This is a genomic window from Acinetobacter sp. 231_lipA (genome assembly GCF_058243005.1).
The window spans coordinates 966343-987818 of record NZ_JBZAYU010000001.1 but is presented as its reverse complement, the minus strand read 5'-3'; the positions used below and the strand labels follow the sequence as shown (position 1 = coordinate 987818).

35 protein-coding genes and 1 pseudogene are annotated in these 21476 nt (G+C 43.2%); 35 read left to right on the top strand and 1 reads right to left on the bottom strand.

Features of this window, described 5'->3' with window-relative positions; genetic code table 11:
* The first annotated feature begins 54 nt into the window (after positions 1–54).
* The 31 genes and pseudogenes from AC4CUX_RS05095 (at position 55) to AC4CUX_RS04945 (ending at position 17226) form a co-directional block, all read left to right on the top strand.
* The gene (locus AC4CUX_RS05095) at positions 55–792 is read left to right on the top strand and encodes a type 1 glutamine amidotransferase (RefSeq protein ID WP_010327593.1); all 738 of its coding nucleotides are present in this window, start codon (positions 55–57) and stop codon (positions 790–792) included.
* Positions 793–1056: 264 nt separating this feature from the next.
* The gene (gene rpsJ, locus AC4CUX_RS05090) at positions 1057–1368 is read left to right on the top strand and encodes a 30S ribosomal protein S10 (RefSeq protein WP_000070912.1); all 312 of its coding nucleotides are present in this window, start codon (positions 1057–1059) and stop codon (positions 1366–1368) included.
* A gap of 60 nt (positions 1369–1428) precedes the next feature.
* Positions 1429–2067 (top strand): 50S ribosomal protein L3, encoded by a 639-nt coding sequence (gene rplC / locus AC4CUX_RS05085; RefSeq protein ID WP_010327592.1) that lies wholly within the window; start codon positions 1429–1431, stop codon positions 2065–2067.
* 11 nt (positions 2068–2078) lie between these two features.
* Positions 2079–2681, top strand: coding sequence for a 50S ribosomal protein L4 (rplD, locus tag AC4CUX_RS05080; protein WP_004691326.1), 603 nt, complete (start codon positions 2079–2081; stop codon positions 2679–2681).
* Entirely contained in the window at positions 2678–2998 is a 321-nt protein-coding gene (gene rplW, locus AC4CUX_RS05075; protein ID WP_004691323.1) for a 50S ribosomal protein L23, read from the top strand. The genes rplD and rplW overlap by 4 nt, the downstream gene beginning before the upstream one ends.
* A gap of 11 nt (positions 2999–3009) precedes the next feature.
* On the top strand, positions 3010–3834 hold the full coding sequence (gene rplB / locus AC4CUX_RS05070; protein ID WP_004691322.1) for a 50S ribosomal protein L2: 825 nt from the start codon (positions 3010–3012) through the stop codon (positions 3832–3834).
* A gap of 19 nt (positions 3835–3853) precedes the next feature.
* A complete protein-coding gene (rpsS, locus tag AC4CUX_RS05065) occupies positions 3854–4129 on the top strand; it encodes a 30S ribosomal protein S19 (protein WP_004281508.1) in 276 nt (91 codons plus the stop codon).
* A gap of 9 nt (positions 4130–4138) precedes the next feature.
* Positions 4139–4468 carry a 50S ribosomal protein L22 gene (gene rplV, locus AC4CUX_RS05060; protein ID WP_004691320.1) on the top strand — a complete coding sequence of 110 codons (330 nt, stop codon included), beginning with the start codon at positions 4139–4141 and terminating at the stop codon, positions 4466–4468.
* A gap of 1 nt (position 4469) precedes the next feature.
* Positions 4470–5286 (top strand): annotated as a pseudogene (gene rpsC / locus AC4CUX_RS05055) (30S ribosomal protein S3).
* Positions 5226–5639, top strand: a complete 414-nt coding sequence (gene rplP / locus AC4CUX_RS05050; RefSeq protein WP_004691317.1) for a 50S ribosomal protein L16 — start codon at positions 5226–5228, stop codon at positions 5637–5639. Before rpsC ends, rplP begins: the two are co-directional and overlap by 61 nt.
* Positions 5639–5836 carry a 50S ribosomal protein L29 gene (rpmC, locus tag AC4CUX_RS05045; protein ID WP_004650482.1) on the top strand — a complete coding sequence of 66 codons (198 nt, stop codon included), beginning with the start codon at positions 5639–5641 and terminating at the stop codon, positions 5834–5836. The genes rplP and rpmC overlap by 1 nt, the downstream gene beginning before the upstream one ends.
* On the top strand, positions 5833–6090 hold the full coding sequence (rpsQ, locus tag AC4CUX_RS05040) for a 30S ribosomal protein S17 (RefSeq protein ID WP_004691314.1): 258 nt from the start codon (positions 5833–5835) through the stop codon (positions 6088–6090). The genes rpmC and rpsQ overlap by 4 nt, the downstream gene beginning before the upstream one ends.
* A 92-nt stretch (positions 6091–6182) precedes the next feature.
* Positions 6183–6551: a 50S ribosomal protein L14 gene (gene rplN / locus AC4CUX_RS05035; RefSeq protein WP_004657680.1), complete on the top strand. Its 369-nt coding sequence runs from the start codon at positions 6183–6185 to the stop codon at positions 6549–6551.
* Between the two features lie 9 nt (positions 6552–6560).
* Entirely contained in the window at positions 6561–6878 is a 318-nt protein-coding gene (rplX, locus tag AC4CUX_RS05030) for a 50S ribosomal protein L24 (RefSeq protein WP_004691313.1), read from the top strand.
* Positions 6879–6893: 15 nt separating this feature from the next.
* On the top strand, positions 6894–7430 hold the full coding sequence (gene rplE / locus AC4CUX_RS05025; RefSeq protein WP_004691311.1) for a 50S ribosomal protein L5: 537 nt from the start codon (positions 6894–6896) through the stop codon (positions 7428–7430).
* A gap of 9 nt (positions 7431–7439) precedes the next feature.
* Entirely contained in the window at positions 7440–7745 is a 306-nt protein-coding gene (gene rpsN / locus AC4CUX_RS05020) for a 30S ribosomal protein S14 (protein WP_004691309.1), read from the top strand.
* A 12-nt stretch (positions 7746–7757) separates the two neighbouring features.
* Positions 7758–8153: a 30S ribosomal protein S8 gene (gene rpsH, locus AC4CUX_RS05015; protein WP_004691308.1), complete on the top strand. Its 396-nt coding sequence runs from the start codon at positions 7758–7760 to the stop codon at positions 8151–8153.
* Positions 8154–8166: 13 nt separating this feature from the next.
* On the top strand, positions 8167–8700 hold the full coding sequence (gene rplF / locus AC4CUX_RS05010) for a 50S ribosomal protein L6 (protein ID WP_004691306.1): 534 nt from the start codon (positions 8167–8169) through the stop codon (positions 8698–8700).
* A gap of 14 nt (positions 8701–8714) precedes the next feature.
* A complete protein-coding gene (gene rplR / locus AC4CUX_RS05005) occupies positions 8715–9065 on the top strand; it encodes a 50S ribosomal protein L18 (protein WP_004650473.1) in 351 nt (116 codons plus the stop codon).
* Positions 9066–9067: 2 nt separating this feature from the next.
* Positions 9068–9565, top strand: coding sequence for a 30S ribosomal protein S5 (rpsE, locus tag AC4CUX_RS05000; RefSeq protein ID WP_004691304.1), 498 nt, complete (start codon positions 9068–9070; stop codon positions 9563–9565).
* 6 nt (positions 9566–9571) lie between these two features.
* Entirely contained in the window at positions 9572–9748 is a 177-nt protein-coding gene (gene rpmD / locus AC4CUX_RS04995) for a 50S ribosomal protein L30 (RefSeq protein WP_004691302.1), read from the top strand.
* 3 nt (positions 9749–9751) lie between these two features.
* Entirely contained in the window at positions 9752–10192 is a 441-nt protein-coding gene (rplO, locus tag AC4CUX_RS04990; protein WP_004691300.1) for a 50S ribosomal protein L15, read from the top strand.
* A 45-nt stretch (positions 10193–10237) separates the two neighbouring features.
* Positions 10238–11557 (top strand): preprotein translocase subunit SecY, encoded by a 1320-nt coding sequence (gene secY / locus AC4CUX_RS04985; protein WP_171054269.1) that lies wholly within the window; start codon positions 10238–10240, stop codon positions 11555–11557.
* Between the two features lie 19 nt (positions 11558–11576).
* On the top strand, positions 11577–11693 hold the full coding sequence (gene rpmJ / locus AC4CUX_RS04980) for a 50S ribosomal protein L36 (protein ID WP_000867907.1): 117 nt from the start codon (positions 11577–11579) through the stop codon (positions 11691–11693).
* A gap of 107 nt (positions 11694–11800) precedes the next feature.
* Positions 11801–12157 carry a 30S ribosomal protein S13 gene (rpsM, locus tag AC4CUX_RS04975; RefSeq protein ID WP_004691296.1) on the top strand — a complete coding sequence of 119 codons (357 nt, stop codon included), beginning with the start codon at positions 11801–11803 and terminating at the stop codon, positions 12155–12157.
* A 19-nt stretch (positions 12158–12176) separates the two neighbouring features.
* On the top strand, positions 12177–12563 hold the full coding sequence (gene rpsK, locus AC4CUX_RS04970) for a 30S ribosomal protein S11 (RefSeq protein WP_001040166.1): 387 nt from the start codon (positions 12177–12179) through the stop codon (positions 12561–12563).
* A 12-nt stretch (positions 12564–12575) separates the two neighbouring features.
* Positions 12576–13202: a 30S ribosomal protein S4 gene (gene rpsD, locus AC4CUX_RS04965; protein WP_004691294.1), complete on the top strand. Its 627-nt coding sequence runs from the start codon at positions 12576–12578 to the stop codon at positions 13200–13202.
* Positions 13203–13218: 16 nt separating this feature from the next.
* Positions 13219–14226, top strand: a complete 1008-nt coding sequence (locus AC4CUX_RS04960; RefSeq protein WP_004691292.1) for a DNA-directed RNA polymerase subunit alpha — start codon at positions 13219–13221, stop codon at positions 14224–14226.
* Between the two features lie 18 nt (positions 14227–14244).
* The gene (gene rplQ, locus AC4CUX_RS04955) at positions 14245–14610 is read left to right on the top strand and encodes a 50S ribosomal protein L17 (protein WP_004691290.1); all 366 of its coding nucleotides are present in this window, start codon (positions 14245–14247) and stop codon (positions 14608–14610) included.
* Positions 14611–14805: 195 nt separating this feature from the next.
* Positions 14806–16296, top strand: a complete 1491-nt coding sequence (locus tag AC4CUX_RS04950; RefSeq protein ID WP_010327591.1) for a flavin-containing monooxygenase — start codon at positions 14806–14808, stop codon at positions 16294–16296.
* A gap of 138 nt (positions 16297–16434) precedes the next feature.
* Complete coding sequence (locus tag AC4CUX_RS04945) at positions 16435–17226, top strand: alpha/beta fold hydrolase (protein WP_010327590.1); 792 nt, start codon at positions 16435–16437, stop codon at positions 17224–17226.
* 34 nt (positions 17227–17260) lie between these two features.
* On the opposite strand, the gene AC4CUX_RS04940 is transcribed toward AC4CUX_RS04945, so the two are convergent.
* On the bottom strand, positions 17261–18433 hold the full coding sequence (locus AC4CUX_RS04940) for an acyl-CoA dehydrogenase family protein (protein ID WP_010327589.1): 1173 nt from the start codon (positions 18431–18433) through the stop codon (positions 17261–17263).
* Between the two features lie 192 nt (positions 18434–18625).
* On the opposite strand from AC4CUX_RS04940, the gene AC4CUX_RS04935 reads away from it, so the two are divergent.
* The 4 genes from AC4CUX_RS04935 (at position 18626) to rrtA (ending at position 21476) form a co-directional block, all read left to right on the top strand.
* Entirely contained in the window at positions 18626–18883 is a 258-nt protein-coding gene (locus AC4CUX_RS04935) for an FAD assembly factor SdhE (protein ID WP_005401275.1), read from the top strand.
* A 5-nt stretch (positions 18884–18888) separates the two neighbouring features.
* Entirely contained in the window at positions 18889–19275 is a 387-nt protein-coding gene (locus AC4CUX_RS04930; protein ID WP_010327588.1) for a protein YgfX, read from the top strand.
* A gap of 519 nt (positions 19276–19794) precedes the next feature.
* The gene (locus AC4CUX_RS04925; protein WP_010327587.1) at positions 19795–20832 is read left to right on the top strand and encodes a hypothetical protein; all 1038 of its coding nucleotides are present in this window, start codon (positions 19795–19797) and stop codon (positions 20830–20832) included.
* 71 nt (positions 20833–20903) lie between these two features.
* The gene (rrtA, locus tag AC4CUX_RS04920; protein ID WP_010327586.1) at positions 20904–21476 is read left to right on the top strand and encodes a rhombosortase; all 573 of its coding nucleotides are present in this window, start codon (positions 20904–20906) and stop codon (positions 21474–21476) included.

The following is a 21476-nucleotide window of genomic DNA, read 5'->3' as shown; positions in this document are numbered from 1 at the left end:
GGCTTCAATTTTGCTAAATCATCGATAAGGATAGTAAAAAGAAGGCATAAGCGCATGACGTCGCATTTAAAAGTACATTATTTTCAGCATATTGCTGGTGAAGGGTTCGGCAGTTGCTATACATATTTAAAACAACAAGGTGCAGTAATCAGTGCAACCGAGTTTTTTGCTTTACCTATAGATCAAGCCTTAGAGATAGAGGCCTTACCGAGTATTGAGGATGTTGACTTACTCATCATTATGGGGGGCACCATGAGTGTGAATGATGAAGTGAATTTTCCATGGTTAAAGATTGAGAAGCGTTGGTTAAGACGTTACTTGGCCGCAGGAAAACCTGCGATTGGTTTATGCTTGGGTGGGCAATTGATTGCCAATGCACTCGGTGCTGCGGTCAGTCGCAATGAACAACAGGAGTTGGGTTGGGCGACAGTACGTAAAATCCAGCACGTCCCAACAGAATGCTTTGAGTTGCCTGAACAGTTTAATGTGATGCAATGGCATAGCGAGACCTTTGAAATTCCAAAAGGTGCTGTACATTTGGCTGAAAATACCGTGTGTCGCAATCAAATGTACCAAATTGGAAAGAATGTATTGGGTTTTCAATTTCACCCAGAGATCGTGCCAGAAACCTTGGCACTCTTTTTAGAAAATGATGAAGAGCTGAATAAGTTTTCGGGGCAATACGTGGCAACTGAAACCGAATTGAAAAAATCGCCAAAATTAAATTTTATTGAGGGAAATCAAATTCTTAATAGTGCAATTGATTATGTGTTGCGGCAAACAGTCTATTGATGATTTTTTAAGCTACTGATAATTCAAACAAATTGAATATATTGTAAAAAACCAAAAATGGATTTGCTTATGCATTAAACAATAGCTATAATGAGCGACCCTTTAATGAAAGGGGGTTAACTGCGAATAAAGTAGTTAACATCGTGACAGTCGTGGCATCGATCATGACCTTAGTGATATTTCACTGCTCTTGACACTTACCTTTTAGTGGGGTGAGATGCGTCAGGAGTGATTCTTTATATATTTGGCTTGGAGTTTACTGGTATGTCTAACCAGAGAATTCGTATCCGTTTGAAGTCTTTTGATCACCGTTTAATTGATCAATCAGCTCAAGAAATCGTAGAAACAGCAAAACGTACTGGCGCACAAGTTTGTGGTCCAATTCCAATGCCTACACGCATTGAACGTTTTAACGTTTTAACATCACCACACGTTAACAAAGATGCGCGTGACCAATACGAGATCCGCACTTATAAACGTTTGATCGACATCGTTCAACCTACAGACAAAACTGTAGATGCATTGATGAAGTTAGATCTTGCAGCTGGTGTTGATGTTCAGATCGCATTGGGTTAAGGCTTTCGGGTTAATTAACGCTCTAAGTTAATTAGGCCGCTTTTTTAGAGGTTTATGCACATGGCTATTGGTTTAGTCGGTCGCAAGTGCGGTATGACACGTATCTTTACAGATGCTGGTGTTTCTGTGCCTGTTACAGTGATTGAGGTTGATCCTAACCGCATCACTCAAATCAAAACGCTTGAAACTGATGGTTATCAAGCGATTCAAATCACTACTGGTGAACGTCGCGAATCTCGCGTAACTAACGCTCAGAAAGGTCACTTCGCAAAAGCGGGTGTTGCTGCTGGTCGTCTAGTTCAAGAATTCCGTGCAACAGAAGCTGATCTTGAAGGTCGTGAAGTTGGTGGAACTATCGGTGTAGACATGTTCACAGTTGGTCAAGTAGTTGACGTAACTGGTCAGTCGAAAGGTAAAGGTTTCCAAGGTGGTGTTAAGCGTTGGAACTTCCGTACGCAAGATGCTACTCACGGTAACTCAGTTTCTCACCGTGTTCTAGGTTCTACAGGTCAAAACCAGACTCCTGGTCGCGTGTTCAAAGGCAAAAAAATGGCTGGCCATTTAGGTGCTGAACGCGTAACTGTACAGGGTCTAGAAATTGTATCTATCGACGCAGAACGTTCAGTTTTAGTAGTGAAGGGTGCAATTCCTGGCGCTACTGGTGGTGACGTAACTGTTCGTCCTACGATCAAGGCCTGAGGGGAAATAACGTGAATTTAAATACTGTTTCCGGCTCTGCTGTTGAATTATCAGAAGTTGCGTTCGGTCGTGAATTCAATGAAGCTCTTGTACATCAGGTTGTTACAGCTTATTTAGCTGGTGGCCGTCAAGGTTCAAAAGCTCAGAAATCACGTGCAGACGTTTCTGGCGGTGGTAAAAAGCCATTCCGTCAAAAAGGTACTGGTCGCGCTCGTGCTGGTTCTATTCGTAGCCCAATCTGGGTAGGTGGTGGTAAAACTTTTGCTGCTCGCCCACAAGATTGGTCTCAAAAAGTTAACCGCAAAATGTATCGCGGTGCAATGCAATGTATCTTAGCTGAACTTGTTCGCCAAGATCGTCTTGTATTGGTTGAAGAGTTTGCTGTTGCTGCTCCAAAAACTAAAGAGTTGCTTGCAAAACTTAACGACTTGAATGCTACTCGTGCATTGATCGTTACAGAATCTGTAGATGAGAATCTATACCTTGCAGCGCGCAACATTCCACACGTTGATGTGGTTGATGCTGCTGCTATCGATCCTGTTAGCTTGATTGCGTTCGATAAAGTTGTTATGTCTGTAGCTGCTGCTAAGAAAATTGAGGTAGAACTCGGATGAACAACGAACGTATCTATCAAGTCCTACAAGGACCTGTATTCTCAGAAAAAGCACAAGTTTTAGGCGAAACTGCTGGTGTTCAAGTTTTCAAAGTTGCACTTGATGCAAACAAACTTGAAATCAAGAAAGCTGTTGAGCAATTGTTTGGTGTTCAAGTTGTTAAAGTTAACACAACGATCACTAAAGGTAAGACTAAACGCTTTGGTAAAACATTAGGACGTCGTTCTGATGTTAAAAAAGCATACGTCACCCTGAAAGCTGGCCAAGATGTTGAGATGGCTGACTTGGGCGATACCGCTGAAAGCGCAGCGGAATAAGGACGAGAATTATGCCAATTCAAAAATGTAAGCCAACGTCTCCTGGACGTCGCTTTGTAGAGAAAGTCGTTCACGACCATCTTCACAAAGGTGCGCCTTATGCTCCGTTGGTTGAAGCTAAAAAACGTACTGGTGGTCGTAATAACAACGGTCACATCACGACTCGTCACGTTGGTGGCGGTCACAAGCAGCACTACCGTCTAGTTGACTTTAAACGTAACAAAGATGGTATTCCTGCAACTGTAGAGCGTATTGAATACGATCCTAACCGTACAGCACACATTGCACTAGTATTGTATGCTGATGGTGAGCGTCGCTACATCATCGCGCCTAAAGGCCTTCGCGCTGGCGATAAAGTTCAATCTGGTAACGATGCTCCAATTCGTCCAGGTAACTGTTTACCGCTTCGCAACATGCCTATCGGTTCTACTCTTCACAACATCGAACTTAAAATCGGTAAAGGCGCGCAATTAGCTCGTTCTGCTGGTACTTCAGTTCAGTTGTTGGGTCGTGACGGTTCTTACGCTATCGTTCGTTTACGTTCTGGTGAAATGCGTAAAATTCACGTTGAGTGCCGTGCAGTTCTTGGTGAAGTTTCTAACCAAGAAAGCAACCTTCGTTCACTTGGTAAAGCAGGTGCAGCACGCTGGCGTGGCGTTCGTCCTACCGTTCGTGGTATGGCGATGAACCCAGTAGATCACCCGCACGGTGGTGGTGAAGGTCGTAGCAAAGGTATTCAACCTGTAAGCCCATGGGGTCAAAAAGCTAAAGGGTACAAGACACGTACCAATAAGCGTACGACTAAGATGATTATTCGCGACCGTCGCGTTAAGTAACAAGTAAAGGAATCTGACAATGCCTCGTTCTCTGAAAAAAGGCCCATTCGTCGATGCGCACTTGTTCGCTAAGGTTGAAGCGGCTATCGCGGCTAATAACCGTAAGCCGATCAAAACTTGGTCGCGTCGTTCGATGATCCTCCCAGATTTTGTTGGTTTAACAATTTCTGTACATAATGGCCGTAACCATGTTCCAGTAATCGTATCTGAACATATGGTTGGTCACAAACTTGGTGAATTCGCGCCAACTCGTACCTATCGTGGTCACGGTGTTGACAAGAAATCTAAACGTTAAGGTGCTATGATGGAAGTTACTGCTAAATTACGCGGTGCCGCTATCTCGGCACAAAAAACTCGTTTGGTTGCAGACCTAATCCGTGGCAAATCTGTTGCTCACGCGCTTAATATTCTCAACTTCAGCAACAAAAAAGCTGCAGTTTTGGTTAAAAAAGCATTGGAATCTGCAATTGCAAACGCTGAACACAATAACAGTTTAGATGTAGACGACCTTAAGGTTACTACGATTTACGTTGATGAAGGTACTAGCCTTAAGCGTATTATGCCACGTGCTAAAGGCCGTGCAGATCGTATTACTAAGCGTACTTGTCACATTACCGTTAAGGTAGGGGTTTGATATGGGTCAGAAGGTTCATCCAATCGGTATCCGCCTTGGTGTTGTAAAACGTCATAACGCCAACTGGTATGCGAGTCCGAAACAATACGCTGAATACTTGCTTAAAGATCTTCAAGTTCGTGAGTTTTTAACTAAAAAACTTAAGAATGCAATGATCAGCAATATTCTTATCGAACGTCCTACGGGCGCTGCTAAAGTAACTATTAGTACTGCACGTCCTGGTATCGTTATCGGTAAAAAAGGCGAAGACATTGAGAAACTACAGCGTGAACTTACTCAAATTATGGGTATTCCAGCGCAAGTAAGTATCAATGAAATCGATCGCCCAGACTTAGACGCTCGTTTAGTTGCTGAAGCTATCGCTTCTCAATTAGAAAAACGTGTAATGTTCCGTCGTGCTATGAAGCGTGCGGTTCAAAACACAATGCGTGCTGGTGCTAAAGGTATCAAAGTTGAAGTATCAGGCCGTTTAGGTGGTGCTGAGATTGCGCGTACTGAGTGGTATCGTGAAGGTCGCGTACCTTTGCATACACTTCGTGCAGACATCGATTATTCAACTATGCGTGCTGAAACGACTTACGGTACGATTGGTGTTAAAGTTTGGATCTTCCGTGGTGAGATCTTGGGTGGCATGAAACAAGTCATGAACCCAGCTCCAGCTGAAGAACGTCCAGCTAAACGCGGTCGTGGTCGTGGTGAAGGTCAAGAGCGTCGTGGTCGTCGCAATGATCGTTCTGCTGAAAAAGGAGAATAATCCATGTTACAACCTAAACGTACTAAATTCCGTAAAGTGCAGAAAGGCCGTAACACTGGTCTAGCTCACCGCGGTAGCTCGGTATCTTTTGGTACAATCGCACTTAAATCTGTTGAGCGTGGTCAAATGACTGCTCGTCAAATTGAAGCAGCGCGTCGTACAATCAGCCGTCGTATTAAACGTGGTGGTAAGATCTTTATCCGTGTTTTCCCAGACAAGCCGATTACTTCTAAGCCTCTTGAAGTGCGTATGGGTAAAGGTAAAGGTTCTGTGGAATACTGGGTTTGTCAAATCAAACCAGGTAAAGTCTTGTACGAAATTGATGGTGTTAACGAAGAATTGGCTCGCGAAGCGTTTACGCTTGCAGCTGCTAAACTTCCGTTTAAAACCACTATCGTGACTCGGACGGTAATGTAATGAAAACTAAAGATCTACGTGAAAAGTCGGTAGAAGAGTTGACAGCTTTGCTTGATGAGCAACAGCTTAACCAATTCCGTCTTCGTATGGCAAAAGCAACTGGTCAATTGGGTAAATCGCACGAAGTTGCACTTACTCGTAAGACAATTGCTCGTATTAAGACACTCCTTACCGAAAAACAGGGGAACGGACAATGAGTGAACAAACAGTTCGCACGTTAACCGGCAAAGTAGTAAGCGACAAAATGGACAAGTCTATTGTTGTACTTATCGAACGCCGCGTTCAACACCCGTTGTATGGCAAATCAATCCGCCGTTCAACTAAATTACATGCTCACGATGAGAACAACACAGCTAAAACTGGCGACGTTGTGACTATCAAAGAAAGCCGCCCAATTTCTAAAACTAAGTCTTGGACTCTAGTTGAAGTTGTTGAAGCTGCTGCTGAGTAATTAGACGTATCTGTTGCATCATCGGTTAATTTCGAGTACTCTTTGAGCCTTTCGAAATTGTGACCGGTGATGCTCGGTTTTGGAGTAGGGCAATGATTCAAACCGAAAGTATGCTAGACGTAGCAGACAATAGTGGTGCTCGCCGCGTACAATGTATTAAAGTACTTGGTGGTTCACACCGTCGTTATGCTTCTGTTGGCGACATTATTAAAGTTACTGTAAAAGAAGCTATTCCACGCGCACGTGTTAAAAAAGGTGACGTGATGAATGCTGTTGTAGTTCGTACAAAATTCGGTATCCGTCGTCCAGACGGTTCAGTGATTCGTTTCGACGATAACGCTGCTGTTATTTTGAACAACAACAAAGCGCCGATTGCAACTCGTATTTTCGGACCAGTGACTCGTGAACTTCGTACTGAACAGTTCATGAAAATTATTTCACTGGCTCCTGAAGTTCTATAAGAGGCAATCATGGCTAAGATTAAAAAAGGCGATCAAGTTATTGTGATCGCAGGTAAAGAAAAAGGCAAACAGGGTACTGTTTTGTCTGTTTCAAATGACCGTGTTATGGTTGAAGGCCTTAACTTGGTTAAGAAGCATCAAAAGCCGAACCGTGCAACAGGTGCTGAAGGCGCTGTAGTTACACAAGAAGCTTCGCTTCATATCTCTAACGTGGCAATTTTTAATGCTACAACCCAAAAGGCTGACCGTGTTGGTTACCAAGTGACTGAAGGCGTGAAAACTCGCGTTTACAAGTCAAATGGTGAATCAGTGGCGGTAGCGAAGTAATAGGTTGAAAAGGCAATGGCCAGACTTAAAACGCGTTACAACGACGAACTTAAGGCTCAATTACAAGAGACTTTAGCCGTTAAAAATGTGATGGATATTCCTCGCATTACTAAAATCACGATCAACATGGGTGTTGGCGCAGCTGCTGCTGACAAAAAACTCCTTGATGGTGCTCTTGCTGATATGCAAGCTATCGCTGGTCAAAAACCAGTTCTTACGTTAGCTCGCAAATCAATCGCTGGTTTCAAAATCCGTGATGGTTGGCCGATTGGTTGTAAAGTTACTTTACGCGGCGAACGTATGTACGAATTCTTAGACCGTCTAATCTCGATTGCGATCCCTCGTATCCGTGACTTCCGTGGTTTCTCTGCGAAATCATTTGACGGTCGCGGCAACTACTCAATGGGTCTTAAGGAACAAATCATGTTCCCTGAAATCGATTTTGATAAGATTGATCGTATTCGTGGTATGGATATTACCATCACTACGACTGCTCGCACCGATGACGAAGGCCGTGCGCTTATGCGTGCATTCGGCTTCCCGTTCAAATAAGAGGTCGATATGGCTAAGAAAAGTATGATTAATCGCGAATTGAAACGCGAAGCTACTGTTGCTAAATACGCTGCAAAACGTGCTGAATTAAAAGCTGTTATTGCAAACGTAAATGCTAGCGACGAAGAGCGTTTCGAAGCGATGATGAAATTCCAAGCATTACCACGTAATGCGTCTCCAGTACGTTTACGTAACCGTTGTGGTTTAACTGGTCGTCCTCATGGTTACTTCCGTAAGTTCGGTTTAAGCCGTAACAAATTACGCGATACAGTAATGCAAGGTGATGTACCGGGCGTTGTTAAGGCAAGCTGGTAAGGAGCGCTATAGATGAGTATGCAAGATACCGTTGCCGACATGTTAACTCGTGTTCGTAACGCGCAAATGGCAAAGAAACAAACTGTTTCTATGCCTAACTCTAAGTTGAAGGTTGCTATTGCAAACGTTCTTCAACAAGAAGGTTACATTTCAAACGTAGAAGTTGCGGATGCTGAAGGCAAAGCAACTCTTACTTTGACTTTAAAGTATTTCGAAGGCAAACCAGTTATCGAAACTGTGAAACGCGTAAGCCGTCCAGGTCTACGTCAGTATCGCGGTAAAGATGCACTTCCGAGCGTTAAGCAAGGTTTAGGTATTGCAATTGTTTCTACAAGCAAAGGCATCATGACTGATCGCGCTGCACGTGCTGCAGGTATCGGTGGTGAAGTTATTGCTTTTGTTTCTTAATAGGTGATTCCTCATGTCTCGTGTGGCTAAAGCCCCAGTAACTGTACCTAACGGTGTAACAGTTACTCAGAACGGCCGGCAGGTCGAAGTGAAAGGTAGCAAAGGTACTTTGTCTTTCACCCTGCATGCGCTGGTCGAGCTTAAACAGGAAGACGGTATTTTAGCGATTGCTCCAAAAGCTGAGTCGAAAGACGCTTGGATGCAAGCTGGTACTGCTCGCGCTGTGCTTAACAACCTTGTAAAAGGTGTGAGCGAAGGCTTCGAACGTAAGTTACAACTTATCGGTGTTGGTTATAAAGCTGCGGTTAAAGGTAACATTGTTAACCTTAACCTTGGTTTCTCTCACCCGATCGACTATACGCTTCCTGAAGGTGTAACTGCTGAAACTCCTACAGCAACTGAAATTGTTCTTAAATCTGCTGATAAAGCACGTTTAGGTCAGGTTGCTGCAGATATCCGTGGTTACCGTCCACCAGAGCCTTATAAAGGTAAAGGTGTTCGTTATTCTGACGAAGTTGTACTTCGTAAAGAAGCTAAGAAGAAATAAGGCGCGAGGTTCTTATGAACGAAAAGAAACAATCCCGTTTGCGTCGTGCGAAAAGCACACGCTTGCACATCCGTGCGTTGGGTGCGACTCGTTTGTGTGTAAACCGCACTCCGCGTCACATCTACGCTCAAGTTATTTCAGCAGATGGTGGCAAAGTTTTAGCGCAAGCTTCAACTTTAGATGCTACTTTACGTGCTGGCACAACTGGTAACGTTGAAGCAGCTACTAAAGTAGGTGCTTTAATCGCAGAACGCGCTAAAGCAGCTGGTGTTACTAAAGTTGCATTTGACCGTTCTGGTTTCAAATATCATGGTCGTATCAAAGCCTTGGCTGATGCTGCTCGTGAAAACGGCTTGGAGTTCTAATCATGGCTAAAGTTGAACAAAACGAAGGTCTTGTTGAAAAGCTGGTTGCCGTTGATCGTGTAGCCAAAGTTGTTAAGGGTGGTCGTATCTTCTCTTTCACAGCATTGACTGTGGTTGGTGATGGTAATGGTCGTGTAGGTTTTGGTCGTGGTAAAGCACGTGAAGTTCCAGCTGCTATTTCTAAAGCACTTGAAGCTGCTCGTCGCAACATGATTACTGTTGACCTTGTTAACGGTACTGTACAGCACCCTATTAACGCGCGTCACGGTGCAAGCCGTGTTTACATGCAGCCTGCTTCTGAAGGTACTGGTGTAATCGCTGGTGGTGCTATGCGTGCAGTTCTAGAAGCTGTAGGCGTACGTAACGTATTAACAAAATGTTATGGTTCTACTAACGCTGCAAACGTAGTAAACGCGACTTTTAACGGTCTGCGTGATATGACTTCTCCTGAGAAGGTTGCTGCGAAACGTGGTCTTACAGTAGAACAAATTCAAGGGTAATCAATCATGAAAACGATTAAAGTTACCCAGACTAAATCTTCTGCGCATCGCTTGAAAAATCACAAGCTTAGCCTACAAGGTTTAGGTCTGCGTCGTATTGGTCATACTGTAGAAGTGCAAGATACGCCTTCTAACCGTGGTATGATCAACCAAGTCTACTATATGGTTAGTGTAGAGGAATAAGCCATGACTCTGCGTTTAAATGAGCTTGCACCTGCTGAAGGTGCAAAACGTGAAAATCGTCGTCTAGGCCGTGGTATCGGTTCTGGCGTTGGTAAGACTGGTGGCCGTGGTGTCAAAGGTCAGAATTCACGTAAGAGCGGTGGTACTCGTCCAGGCTTTGAAGGTGGTCAAACAGCGTTATATCGTCGTTTACCTAAATTCGGTTTCACTAGCCAAATCGCTTTGAAAACTGCTGAAGTACGTTTATCTGAGCTTACTAAAGTGGAAGGCGACATCGTTAGCCTAGAAACTTTAAAAGCTGCAAACGTTGTACGTAAAGATATGTTACGTGCTCGTATCGTACTTTCTGGTGAAATTACTCGTGCATTCACTGTTCAAGGTGTTGCTGTGACTAAAGGCGCTAAAGCTGCTGTTGAAGCTGCTGGCGGTAAAGTCGAGGAGTAATCGCTAGTGTCTATGTCTCCTAGTTCTTCAGGTCATGTCAATATGATGAAAGGCCAGCCATTTCATGTGAAATACCGTGAAATTATTCGCCGCATGATGTTTCTCATCGGTGCATTATTGGTTTTTCGACTAGGAGCACATATTCCAGTACCAGGCATTAATAATGCCGCACTTGAAAATCTTTTTAATGCAAACCAAGGCACGATCCTTGGTTTGTTTAACATGTTTTCAGGTGGTGCATTAGAGCGTATGTCCATTCTTGCTCTTGGGATTATGCCGTACATTTCTGCATCGATTATCGTGCAGTTAATGTCTACTGTTATTCCTTCGCTGGAAGCTTTAAAGAAAGAAGGCGAACAAGGCAAGCGTAAGATTAATCAATATACGCGACAGGGTACATTGTTCCTTGCACTCGTGCAGGCAATTGGGATGTGTGCTGGTCTGATCAGTCAAGGGATTACCTTAACTGCAGGTCTGGCTTTCTACGTACCAGCTGTAACCTCTTTGGTTGCAGGTACAATGTTCTTGATGTGGTTAGGTGAGCAAATTACCGAGCGTGGGGTGGGTAATGGTATTTCCATGATCATCTTCGCCGGTATCGTTGCAGGTTTGCCGAATTTAATTCTGCAATCAATATCATCAGTAGATAATGGTCAAACCAGTCTAATCGGCTTGGTAATTTTTGGCGTTTTGTCGCTGGCTGTATTAGCTGCAATTGTGTTTATTGAGAAAGCGCAACGTCGTATTCCAGTAAACTATGCTCAAAAACAACAAGGACGTCGTGTATTTACTGCACAACAGTCGCATTTGCCATTAAAAATTAATATGGCGGGTGTGATCCCAGCGATTTTCGCAAGTTCATTGCTTTTGTTCCCTGCGAGCTTAGGTCAATGGGTGGGTAGTGCAGATCCGAATGCGGGTATTATCAAACGTAGTTTGCAAGATTTGGCATTGGTGCTTTCGCCTGGTCAGCCGTTGTATTTGGTGCTCTTTGGTGCGTTAATTATCTTTTTCTGTTACTTTTATACAGCGCTTGTATTTAGCCCGAAAGAAGTATCGGAAAACTTGAAACGCAGCGGGGCTTATGTACCTGGTATTCGTCCAGGTGAGCAAACTGCTCGTTACTTAGATCATATTCTTAACCGTTTGACATTTATTGGCGCGATTTATATCACCATCATTTGCTTAATGCCGATGATTTTACAAAGCTCATTTGGTATTCCATTCTCTTTAGGTGGTACCTCTTTGCTTATTGTTGTGGTGGTAGTGATGGACTTTATGGCTCAGCTGCAAGCACATCTCACCTCGCATCAATACGATAATCAAACGTTAATGAGAAAAACGACTGCTCATCCTAAGGGATAAGCGCACTTGAGGTTTCATCATGAAAGTACAAGCTTCTGTAAAGAAAATTTGTGGTAGCTGTAAAGTTATCCGTCGTAATGGGGTTATTCGCGTAATTTGTAGCGCAGAACCTCGTCATAAGCAGCGTCAAGGTTAATCTGATCAAGACCTGTTGATTTCAGTAGGCTAATTAGGTTATTATCCGCCCCTCAAGATTTTTGTGGGGCGGTTGATTGTCTTAACTGCCTTTTTGGAGAAAATTGAATGGCTCGTATTGCCGGTGTAAACATTCCGGATAACAAGCATGCTGTTATCTCTCTAACGTACATCTTTGGTGTAGGTCGCCACACTGCTAAAAATATTTTAGCTGCTGTTGGTATCGCGCCGACTACAAAGATCCGTGAATTAGATGACGCTCAGCTTGATGCGATTCGTGCAGAAGTTGCTAAGGTTCCGACCGAAGGTGATTTACGTCGCGAAATTTCCATGAACATTAAACGTTTAATGGATTTAGGCTGCTACCGCGGTCTTCGTCATCGTCGCAGCTTGCCTGTCCGTGGACAACGCACCAAAACTAACGCACGTACCCGTAAAGGTCCGCGCAAACCTATTAAGAAATAAGATTTCTGGAAGCTAAAAGATGGCTAAAGATACTCGCACACGCAAGAAGGTCACTCGTACCGTCTCTGAAGGTGTTGCACACATTCACGCTTCTTTTAATAACACCATTGTGACTATTACCGATCGTCAAGGTAATGCACTGGCTTGGGCTACCTCTGGTGGACAAGGCTTCCGTGGATCACGTAAATCAACTCCGTTTGCTGCTCAGGTAGCTGCTGAAGTTGCTGGTAAAGCTGCTTTAGACTACGGTTTGAAAAACTTGGACGTCCTTGTAAAAGGTCCTGGTCCTGGTCGTGAATCTGCGGTTCGTGCTTTAGGTGCAGTGGGTTATAAAATTAACAGCATTACCGATGTGACGCCAATCCCGCACAACGGTTGCCGTCCACCTAAAAAACGTCGCGTGTAAGGAGAAACATTCATGGCTCGTTATATTGGTCCAAAATGCAAACTCTCTCGCCGCGAAGGGACAGACCTGCAATTAAAATCTGGCGTTAAACCATTTGACGTCAAAACTAAAAAAGCTGCTAAAGCTCCTGGCCAACATGGCGGAGCGCGTGGTGGTAAACAATCTGAGTACTCACTACAATTACGTGAAAAACAAAAAGTACGTCGTATGTACGGTGTTTTAGAGCGTCAATTTAGTAATTACTATAAAGAAGCTGCTCGTGTGAAAGGCGCAACTGGTGAAAACTTGTTGAAACTGCTTGAAAGCCGTCTTGATAACGTCGTTTATCGCATGGGTTTTGGTTCTACACGTGCAGAAGCTCGTCAGCTTGTATCTCACCGCTCGATCACTTTGAATGGCCGTCGTGTTAACATCGCGTCTATCCAAGTTAAAGCTGGTGATGTAATTGCTGTGCATGAAGGTGCTAAACAACAATTGCGTATCAAAAACGCAGTTGAATTAGCTGCACAACGTGGTATTCCTTCTTGGATGGAAATTGACCATTCTAAGTTGGAAGGTACGTTTAAAGCTGCACCAGATCGTTCAGATTTACCTGCTGAAATCAACGAAAGCTTGATTGTAGAATTGTATTCTAAATAATCCTTGAGGTAGCAATATGACGCGTACTGCAAATGAGTTTCTAACTCCGCAAGCGATCAAGGTCGAAGCGGTTAGCGGGACCTCGGCAAAAGTTATTCTAGAACCCTTAGAGCGTGGCTTTGGTCATACTCTGGGCAATGCTTTACGTCGCATCCTTCTTTCTTCTTTACCTGGCGCTGCTGTGGTTGAAGTTGAGATTGAAGGTGTCGAGCACGAGTACAGTACTTTGGAAGGCTTGCAGCAGGACATCGTCGAGCTCTTGCTGAACCTAAAAGGATTGTCTATTAAGCTGTTCGATCAAAATGAAGCTTATTTGACATTAGAGAAACAAGGTCCTGGCGACGTAACTGCCGCTGACCTTCGTTTACCTCATAATGTTGAAGTGGTTAACCCTGAACATTTGATCGGTACTTTAAGTGCTTCAGGCTCATTAAAAATGCGCTTGAAAGTTTCTCAAGGTCGTGGTTATGAAACTTCTGACTCGCGTTTCCCAGAAGGCGAAACTCGCCCTGTAGGTCGCTTACAGTTAGATGCTTCTTATAGCCCAATCAAACGTGTGTCTTACACAGTGGAAAACGCTCGTGTAGAACAACGTACAGACCTTGATAAATTGGTCATTGATCTTGAGACCAACGGTACAGTTGATCCTGAAGAAGCGATCCGCAAAGCGGCAACAATCTTGCAACAACAAATTGCAATTTTTGTTGATCTTCAGAAAGATCAAGCTCCTGTTGCTCAAGAACCTCGTGAAGAAGTTGATCCGATTTTGCTTCGTCCAGTAGATGATCTAGAGCTTACTGTTCGTTCTGCTAACTGTTTGAAAGCAGAAAACATTTACTACATTGGTGATCTTGTACAGCGCACTGAGGTTGAGTTACTCAAAACTCCTAACCTTGGTAAAAAATCGCTTACTGAGATCAAAGATGTTCTGGCTTCAAAAGGCTTACAACTCGGCATGCGTTTAGAGAACTGGCCACCAGCTAGTCTCCGTATGGACGATCGTTTCGCCTATCGTAGCCGTTAATTAAGTAGGACTATCACCATGCGTCATCGTAATAGTGGTGTGAAATTAGGCCGTACAAGCAGCCATCGTAAAGCGATGTTTCAAAACATGGCTAACTCTTTGTTTGAGCACGAGTTGATCAAAACAACTGTGCCTAAAGCAAAAGAGTTACGTCGTGTAGCTGAGCCTTTAATCACTTTAGCTAAAAACGATACTGTTGCAAACCGTCGCTTAGCGTTTGCTCGTACTCGTTCAGCAGCAACTGTTGGTAAATTATTTACCGTTCTTGGCCCTCGTTACAAAGAACGTAACGGCGGTTATCTACGTGTTCTTAAAGCGGGCTTCCGTGCAGGTGATGCTGCGCCGATGGCTTACGTTGAACTAGTAGATCGCGAAGTTAAATAATTTCGTAGAACTATTCAGTTGTTCTTAGAAAAAGACCAGTGTTTCACTGGTCTTTTTTTATGGGTTTTTGTTCGACAATCTTTGTATTTTGGCCTGTAGTGACATATTTTACGAAAGATCTGCTTAAACTTGACATTATATATTGTCAGTTTTATGGTTTAATAAGAACAGAATATAAGACAGGATAAAAACAACATGGATAAGCACGTCGATCTGCTCATTGTAGGTGCTGGTATTTCAGGTATCGGCCTTGCGGTACATTTAACCAAGCATTGTCCACAACGTTCGTTTGAAATTATTGAACGTCGTGACAGCTTTGGTGGAACATGGGATTTGTTTAAATACCCAGGTATTCGTTCTGATTCAGATATGTCGACCTTTGGTTTTAATTTTAAACCGTGGCAACAAGCCAGTGTTTTGGCAGATGGTTCTTCGATTAAGGGCTATTTGGCGGAAGTCATTGATGAACAGAAATTCAAAGAAAAAATTCATTTTAAGCATCGCGTACTCAGCGCCAATTATGATTCTGCTCAGAAAAAGTGGCAGGTGGTGATTGAGAATGCAAAAGGCAAAAAAGAAAACTGGATTGCAAATTTTGTGTTTGGCTGTACAGGCTATTATAACTACGAACAAGGCTACCAACCTGATTTTCCAAATAAGGAAGTATTTAAAGGCGAGTTTGTAAATCCACAGTTTTGGCCTGAAAAATTAGATTATACAGGTAAAAAAGTCGTCATTATTGGGAGTGGAGCGACAGCGATTACACTGGTGCCTGCGATGGCCAAAGGTGGGGCGTCGCATGTCACTATGCTACAACGCTCTCCAACTTATATTGCTTCGGTGCCATCGATTGATTTTGTGTATGACAAAATGCGTAAAGTGTTGCCGGAAGATGTGGCTTATAAACTGACTCGTGCACGTAATATTGGGATGCAACGCGGGATTTATGCACTCGCGCAGAAGCAACCGAAATTGCTACGCCGACTGCTGCTCCAGTCGATTAAGATGCAGCTCAAAGGTAAAGTGGACATGAAACACTTCACCCCAGAATATAATCCTTGGGATCAACGTTTATGTGTGGTGCCAGACGGTGATTTATTTAAAATTCTTCGTTCAGGCCAAGCCAGTGTTGAGACAGATCAGATTGAGCGCTTTACTGAAACGGGTCTCCAATTAAAGTCTGGTAAGTATTTAGAGGCCGATATTGTCGTCTTAGCCACTGGTCTAGAAATTCAAATCTTGGGTGGTATTCAAGCAACCATTGATGGCAAACCGTTAGATACCTCTAAACATATGTTGTATCAGGGCGTGATGGTGAGTGATGTACCGAATATGGCGATGATTATTGGCTATATTAATGCGTCATGGACCTTGAAAGTGGATATTGCAGCTGAATATATTTGCCGCTTACTCAACTATATGGATCAAAAGCAGTGGGCTGAAGTGATCCCGCAAGGGGATGCGACAGAGCTGATGGATGATACGGTCATGGGCAGTTTAAGCTCGGGTTATATTGCACGTGCTGCCAATGTGATGCCAAAACAGGGTAAACATGCGCCATGGAAAGTTAGCAATAATTATCTTGCGGATCGGAAGACATTGAAAAGTGCTTCTTTTGAGGATGGAGTACTGAAATTTGCTAAACGTAATACAACATTGGACCAGAAGCCTAAACTGGTGTCTTAGGCTGAGTAGTTGATTTAAAAGGAGCGTAACGCTCCTTTTTTTATGGAAATGACTTTAGGGTGTTCTGTTTTTACTTTCTTAAGCTGTAGGACTGTTGGATGATTTTAAAAACTTAAAAGATAATGAATAGGGAATATTTTGAATATCTTAGAAAAAAGTTACCAAGTTCCATTTGCATCAAATATGATTCATGCCAAAAAATGGCGCACTGATGCAACAGATCATGCTTTAGCTCCGATTATTTTAATGCACGATTCATTAGGTTGTGTGGCTTTATGGCGGGATTTCCCTGCCCAGCTGGCCCAGGCGACCGCGCGCGTGGTCTATGCCTATGATCGATTGGGTTTTGGTCTATCTGATCCGAGTACGCAACCACTGGCACATAGTTTCGTCATCACTGAAGCAGAACAAACCTTTAAAGCTGTATTGGATTATTTTTCGATCCAGAACTTTATCATCCTAGGGCATAGCGTGGGTGGGGGTATGTCTGTTGCGATTGCTGCAGCTTATCCAGAGCGTTGCCAAGGATTAATTTTAATTTCAGCACAGTATGCGGTTGAAGCGCTGACACTGAAGGCGATAAGTGAAGCAAAAGTTGGCTTTCAACAAGCGGGACAAATGGAACGTTTAGAGAAATATCACCCTGAAAAGGCGCAGTGGGTGCTTGATGCATGGACTGAAACATGGCTATCGCCCATTTTCCAAGATTGGAATTTGGCCAGTGTGATTAAAGATGTGCTTTGTCCAACCATGGTTATTCATGGTGAACTGGATGAATACGGCAGTACGGCACAACCCCAGCAGATTTTTGAAGTGGTGTCAGGGCAGGCTGAACTGCATATTTTAGAAGGTCTACATCATATGCCACATAAAGAGCAACCAGAGTTGGTGGTTGCTTTGATTGCGGAGTTTCACCAAGCACATTGTTAAAACTAAAAGCCCACGAAACATGGGCTTTTTGATCTTAGAGTGAACGTGAAATGAGCTCTTTCATAATTTCATTGGTTCCTGCATAAATGCGATTGGCACGATTATCTAGATAAGCTCGTGCAATCGGATATTCCAACATATAACCATAGCCGCCATGCAGTTGTAGACATTCATCGACAACTTTAGAAAACATCTCGGAAATTTTATATTTGGCTGCTGCTGCGGCATCAATACCGAGACTCTCTTCCAGTTGCAATTGCATACAACGGTCAAGGTAAGCACGGCAAAAATCGATTTCTGTACGTAACTCCGCCAGTTTAAAGCGGGTATTTTGAAAGCTTGAAATCGTTTTTCCAAAGGCTTTACGCTCTTTGGTGTACTGAACGGTATGCGCCAGAGCTGCTTCTGCACCCGCTTGACAGATAATGGCCACCAACATGCGCTCCCAAGCCAGTTCTTTCATCAGCATCATAAAGCCCATGCCTTCCATACCCAGCAGATTTTCTTTGGGCACGCGTACATGATCAAAAAATAATTCGCAGGTGTCTTGCCCTTTCATTCCAATTTTATTGAGCGGTTTACCTTTACTGAAACCTGCACGATCAGCTTCAACGATGATTAATGAGAGATTGGCTGAACCTTTTTCGCTGTCGCCTGTCTTGCAGACCACAATCGCCATATCGCAGAGATAGCCATTGGTAATGAAGATTTTGGAGCCATTGATAATATAGTCATCCCCGTCTAAAACAGCTGTTGTTCGTACCGCCTGCAAGTCTGAGCCTGTACCAGGTTCAGTCATCGCAATGGCGGTGACGGTTTCACCTGAAGCCATTCGCGTTAACCAATAGTGTTTTTGGGCTTCATTGCCAAAGTTATTGATGTAGTTTGCAACAATATCTGAATGCAATGAAAAGCCAGTTGAAGAATCCATAGCATAGGCTTGTTCTTCAATTAAAATCATACTGTATAAACGGTCTACACCCGAACCACCATAAGCTTCTGGCATGGTGGCACACAGTAGCCCCATGGTGCCTGCTTTATTCCATAGCTCACGATCGACATGCTGTTGTTGTTCATATTTTTCAATATTCGGAACGACTTCTTTGGCATAAAACCTTCGCACAGTTTCTCGAAATGCCTCATGTTCAGCATTAAATAAATTACGTGGCAGCATATTGTTTAAAGGGCGAATCGCGCCTGATTGCATGGAAGCTCATCCTGATGTTGTTATTTTGCTAAGAGAGTAGTGAAAAGTAGATACAGCGACAATGGACTGAATGCTCAAATGTGGCTGATTTTTTGATGTGTTTTGCCAGTTGTTAAAATTGCGACATTTAACTAGTGGCGAGACAGGCATGATCGGTTAAACTAAGCCGTTTCAATTAATTTGGGGAATATAATGACTGAAGAAATGAGCTTGGAAGAGCGTAAAGTAATCTATCGTGCACGTCGTGGTTTAAAAGAAATTGATGTGTACTTTGACCCTTATGTGAAAAATTATTATCTTCAGGCGGATCCTGCGGAAAAGGCCATGTTTGCGGCATTGGTTGAACAAGAAGACCCTGATTTATTGGACTGGTTCATGGAAGTTTCTGAACCACCACACCCTGAAATGAAAACCTTGATCCAAAAGTTAAAGCATTATGTACATGGATAAGTGCAATGGATAATCGTCATTTTCAACTGAAACCCAGCCGTTTGGCTTATGTATTTCAGTTGTCAATCTATGCCATCTTAATGTTTGTACTGTATCAGCTATTGCCTTTGTGGTTATGGCTGATTGCTTTGGTTGCAGGTTTTATCTTATATCTGTTTTTTCTACGTGGACCGCAACACTTTCAATTACAGTATTTGGATGGCCGAGATTGGTCCTTGTCACTTCAGAAACATACCAATGTGCAACGCGTTCAAATCAGCCATATTGTGGATCATCGTGCGTATATCGTGATCTATTTTCAGCATTTCCGTGCCAAACCGATGTTGGTCTGGTGTGATCAACTGCCGCTGACGCAGTGGAAAGCGTTGAAAATACTCACCAAAATGCAGTAATTGTTGGACAATTTTAATTTGTGTTATTTAATCAAACTATTGAAAAATAATAAATATAAGCTGATTTCACATATCGTTGTTTGACAGTTCGGAAGAAAGTTAACTCTATTTTCAAATTGTCAGACAACATTCTTATAATTTGTTGTTCTTAAAATGTACATTCAAATCACCAACAGCAAACAAGGAAAATCGTATGATGATTCCAACTTGGATGTTTCTAGTGGTAGCAATTGTGTTAGCGATTGTTATAGGACGATTAGGAACTGTGCTGAAGGACCGATTTGTACCAAACAAAGCCGAGTAAGGCTTCTCAGTTCATAAGTAGCATGTGCCGAACCGTCGCTATGCTACTTTTTTTTGCCTGAAAAAAATATGGGTGTCATTTAAGTCAATTTTCCGCTTTTTATTTCATGGCAGAGTAGTAGTCGGATTTAGAGTAAATACTCTTTTCTTCGGAAATTGCTTCTGCTATGTTTGTTAGCACGGACGCATACAATTATATAAATAGAGGACAGGAAAATGTCGCAAGTCCAAAAAATAGGCCAAGGTATGGCTGTTGTAGTGATTACAAGTTTATTATTTTCGGGTTGTTCACAAGTGGTTAAAACAGGTGCCAATGTTGCACTTGGGTTTAGTGAAAAACATATTGTTCCGCCTATATTGGCTATGGAAGATGCAGAGATGGTCTGTAACTCAGGCAATGCTTTAGCCCCTGCCATTATGTCGACCAAAGACATGGGCGCAGACCCAACACGTATTGCGGTTTTACTCTATTCGGCTTCAGGCATTTGTGCGGAGAATCAGGCGCTAGAGTCTGAGCTTCGCTATTTACGTGCTTCTAAAGCAGGTAATGTTTCCGAAGCCCAGGATGCGCGTATAGAACAAAAACGTTGGGCTGCTATTGCTGCACAGCGTCAATATACAGGCTATCAATTGTTCCAAAACCGTTGGGAAAAAAAATATAAAAAGCCACTGGGCGAAGGTTGCCCAAAAATGAACAATGATCTGGATCAAACCGTATATATGCTGGGGATGTTGAGCGGTCTACAAGCCATGACCAATGATATTAACTCAGGTGGTGCAGTCAATGTGCCTAAAGACATTGCCGCTATTGTCGAGCGTGGCATGGTGTGCTTAGACAACGAAAAATTCTGGGGTGCGCCACAGGCAACTCGTGCGGTGGTCTGGACCTTATTGCCAGGGGCAGGTGAGGGTAAACCTGATCCTTACCAAACTTTAAAGCAGTCGATGCAAATCGGTGAGCAAAAAGGGGTACGTTTAGCCCATGCAATGTATGCTATCGCAGCGCAAGCTAGTGGTGATGATGCGAGAATTCGTGATGCTTTGAAAAGTTATGCGGCCTCTTATAGCGATGAAAAACAGAGTAATCCACAATTTAAACTGATTGATAGTATGGCCTCGAGTATGGTTCAGGGGATTTCAGATCGTTATTGGACTGAACACACGGGGACACGAACTGGGGATGGTGGTATGGCGCACTTCTGGGATGAAAAAGAAGACCGTTCTGAGCTAGATGAGTTGTTTAGTGAAAGTTAACCAATTTTAAACTGAGCGGAAGCGCAGAAAAAATAACAATAAATGAATGAGCAACACGATAAGGACATGTGATGCATGATCAATTTCTGAATCGAAAAATCATTTTGATTGCGTTTGTCGTGTCGATCTCGGCATGTTTACAGATTTTTAAAGATCAATTTATTTATTGGCGAGTTGATATTTTTCCTGAAATTTGGCGCTTGTGGACAGCGCACTGGGTGCATGTGGGATGGATTCATTTTGCACTCAATATGCTGGCTTTTATGTGTTTGCCTTTTATTTTTCCACGTACGCGCGTCTGGCATTTTGTGGCGTTATTGCTGATGTTACCGCCGCTGATTAGTCTGAGTTTTTATTATTTTCTGGCGGACATTGAAGCCTATGCTGGGCTGTCAGGTGTACTGCATGGGATGTTCACTGCCATAGCAATTGTCCATTTGCTGTACCGTAAAGAACGGATGTTTGCGAGTTTGGTGTTGTTTCTCATTTTAGGCAAACTGATTTGGGAAAATACCTTTGGCGAGAGTGCTACGGCTGAACTGATCGGGAGTCCAATTTTGGTCGAAGCACATTTGTTGGGTGTAATCTGGGGAATTGTGATTGCAGCTTTGTATTTAATCGGGGTGAATCTATTTGATGAGTAA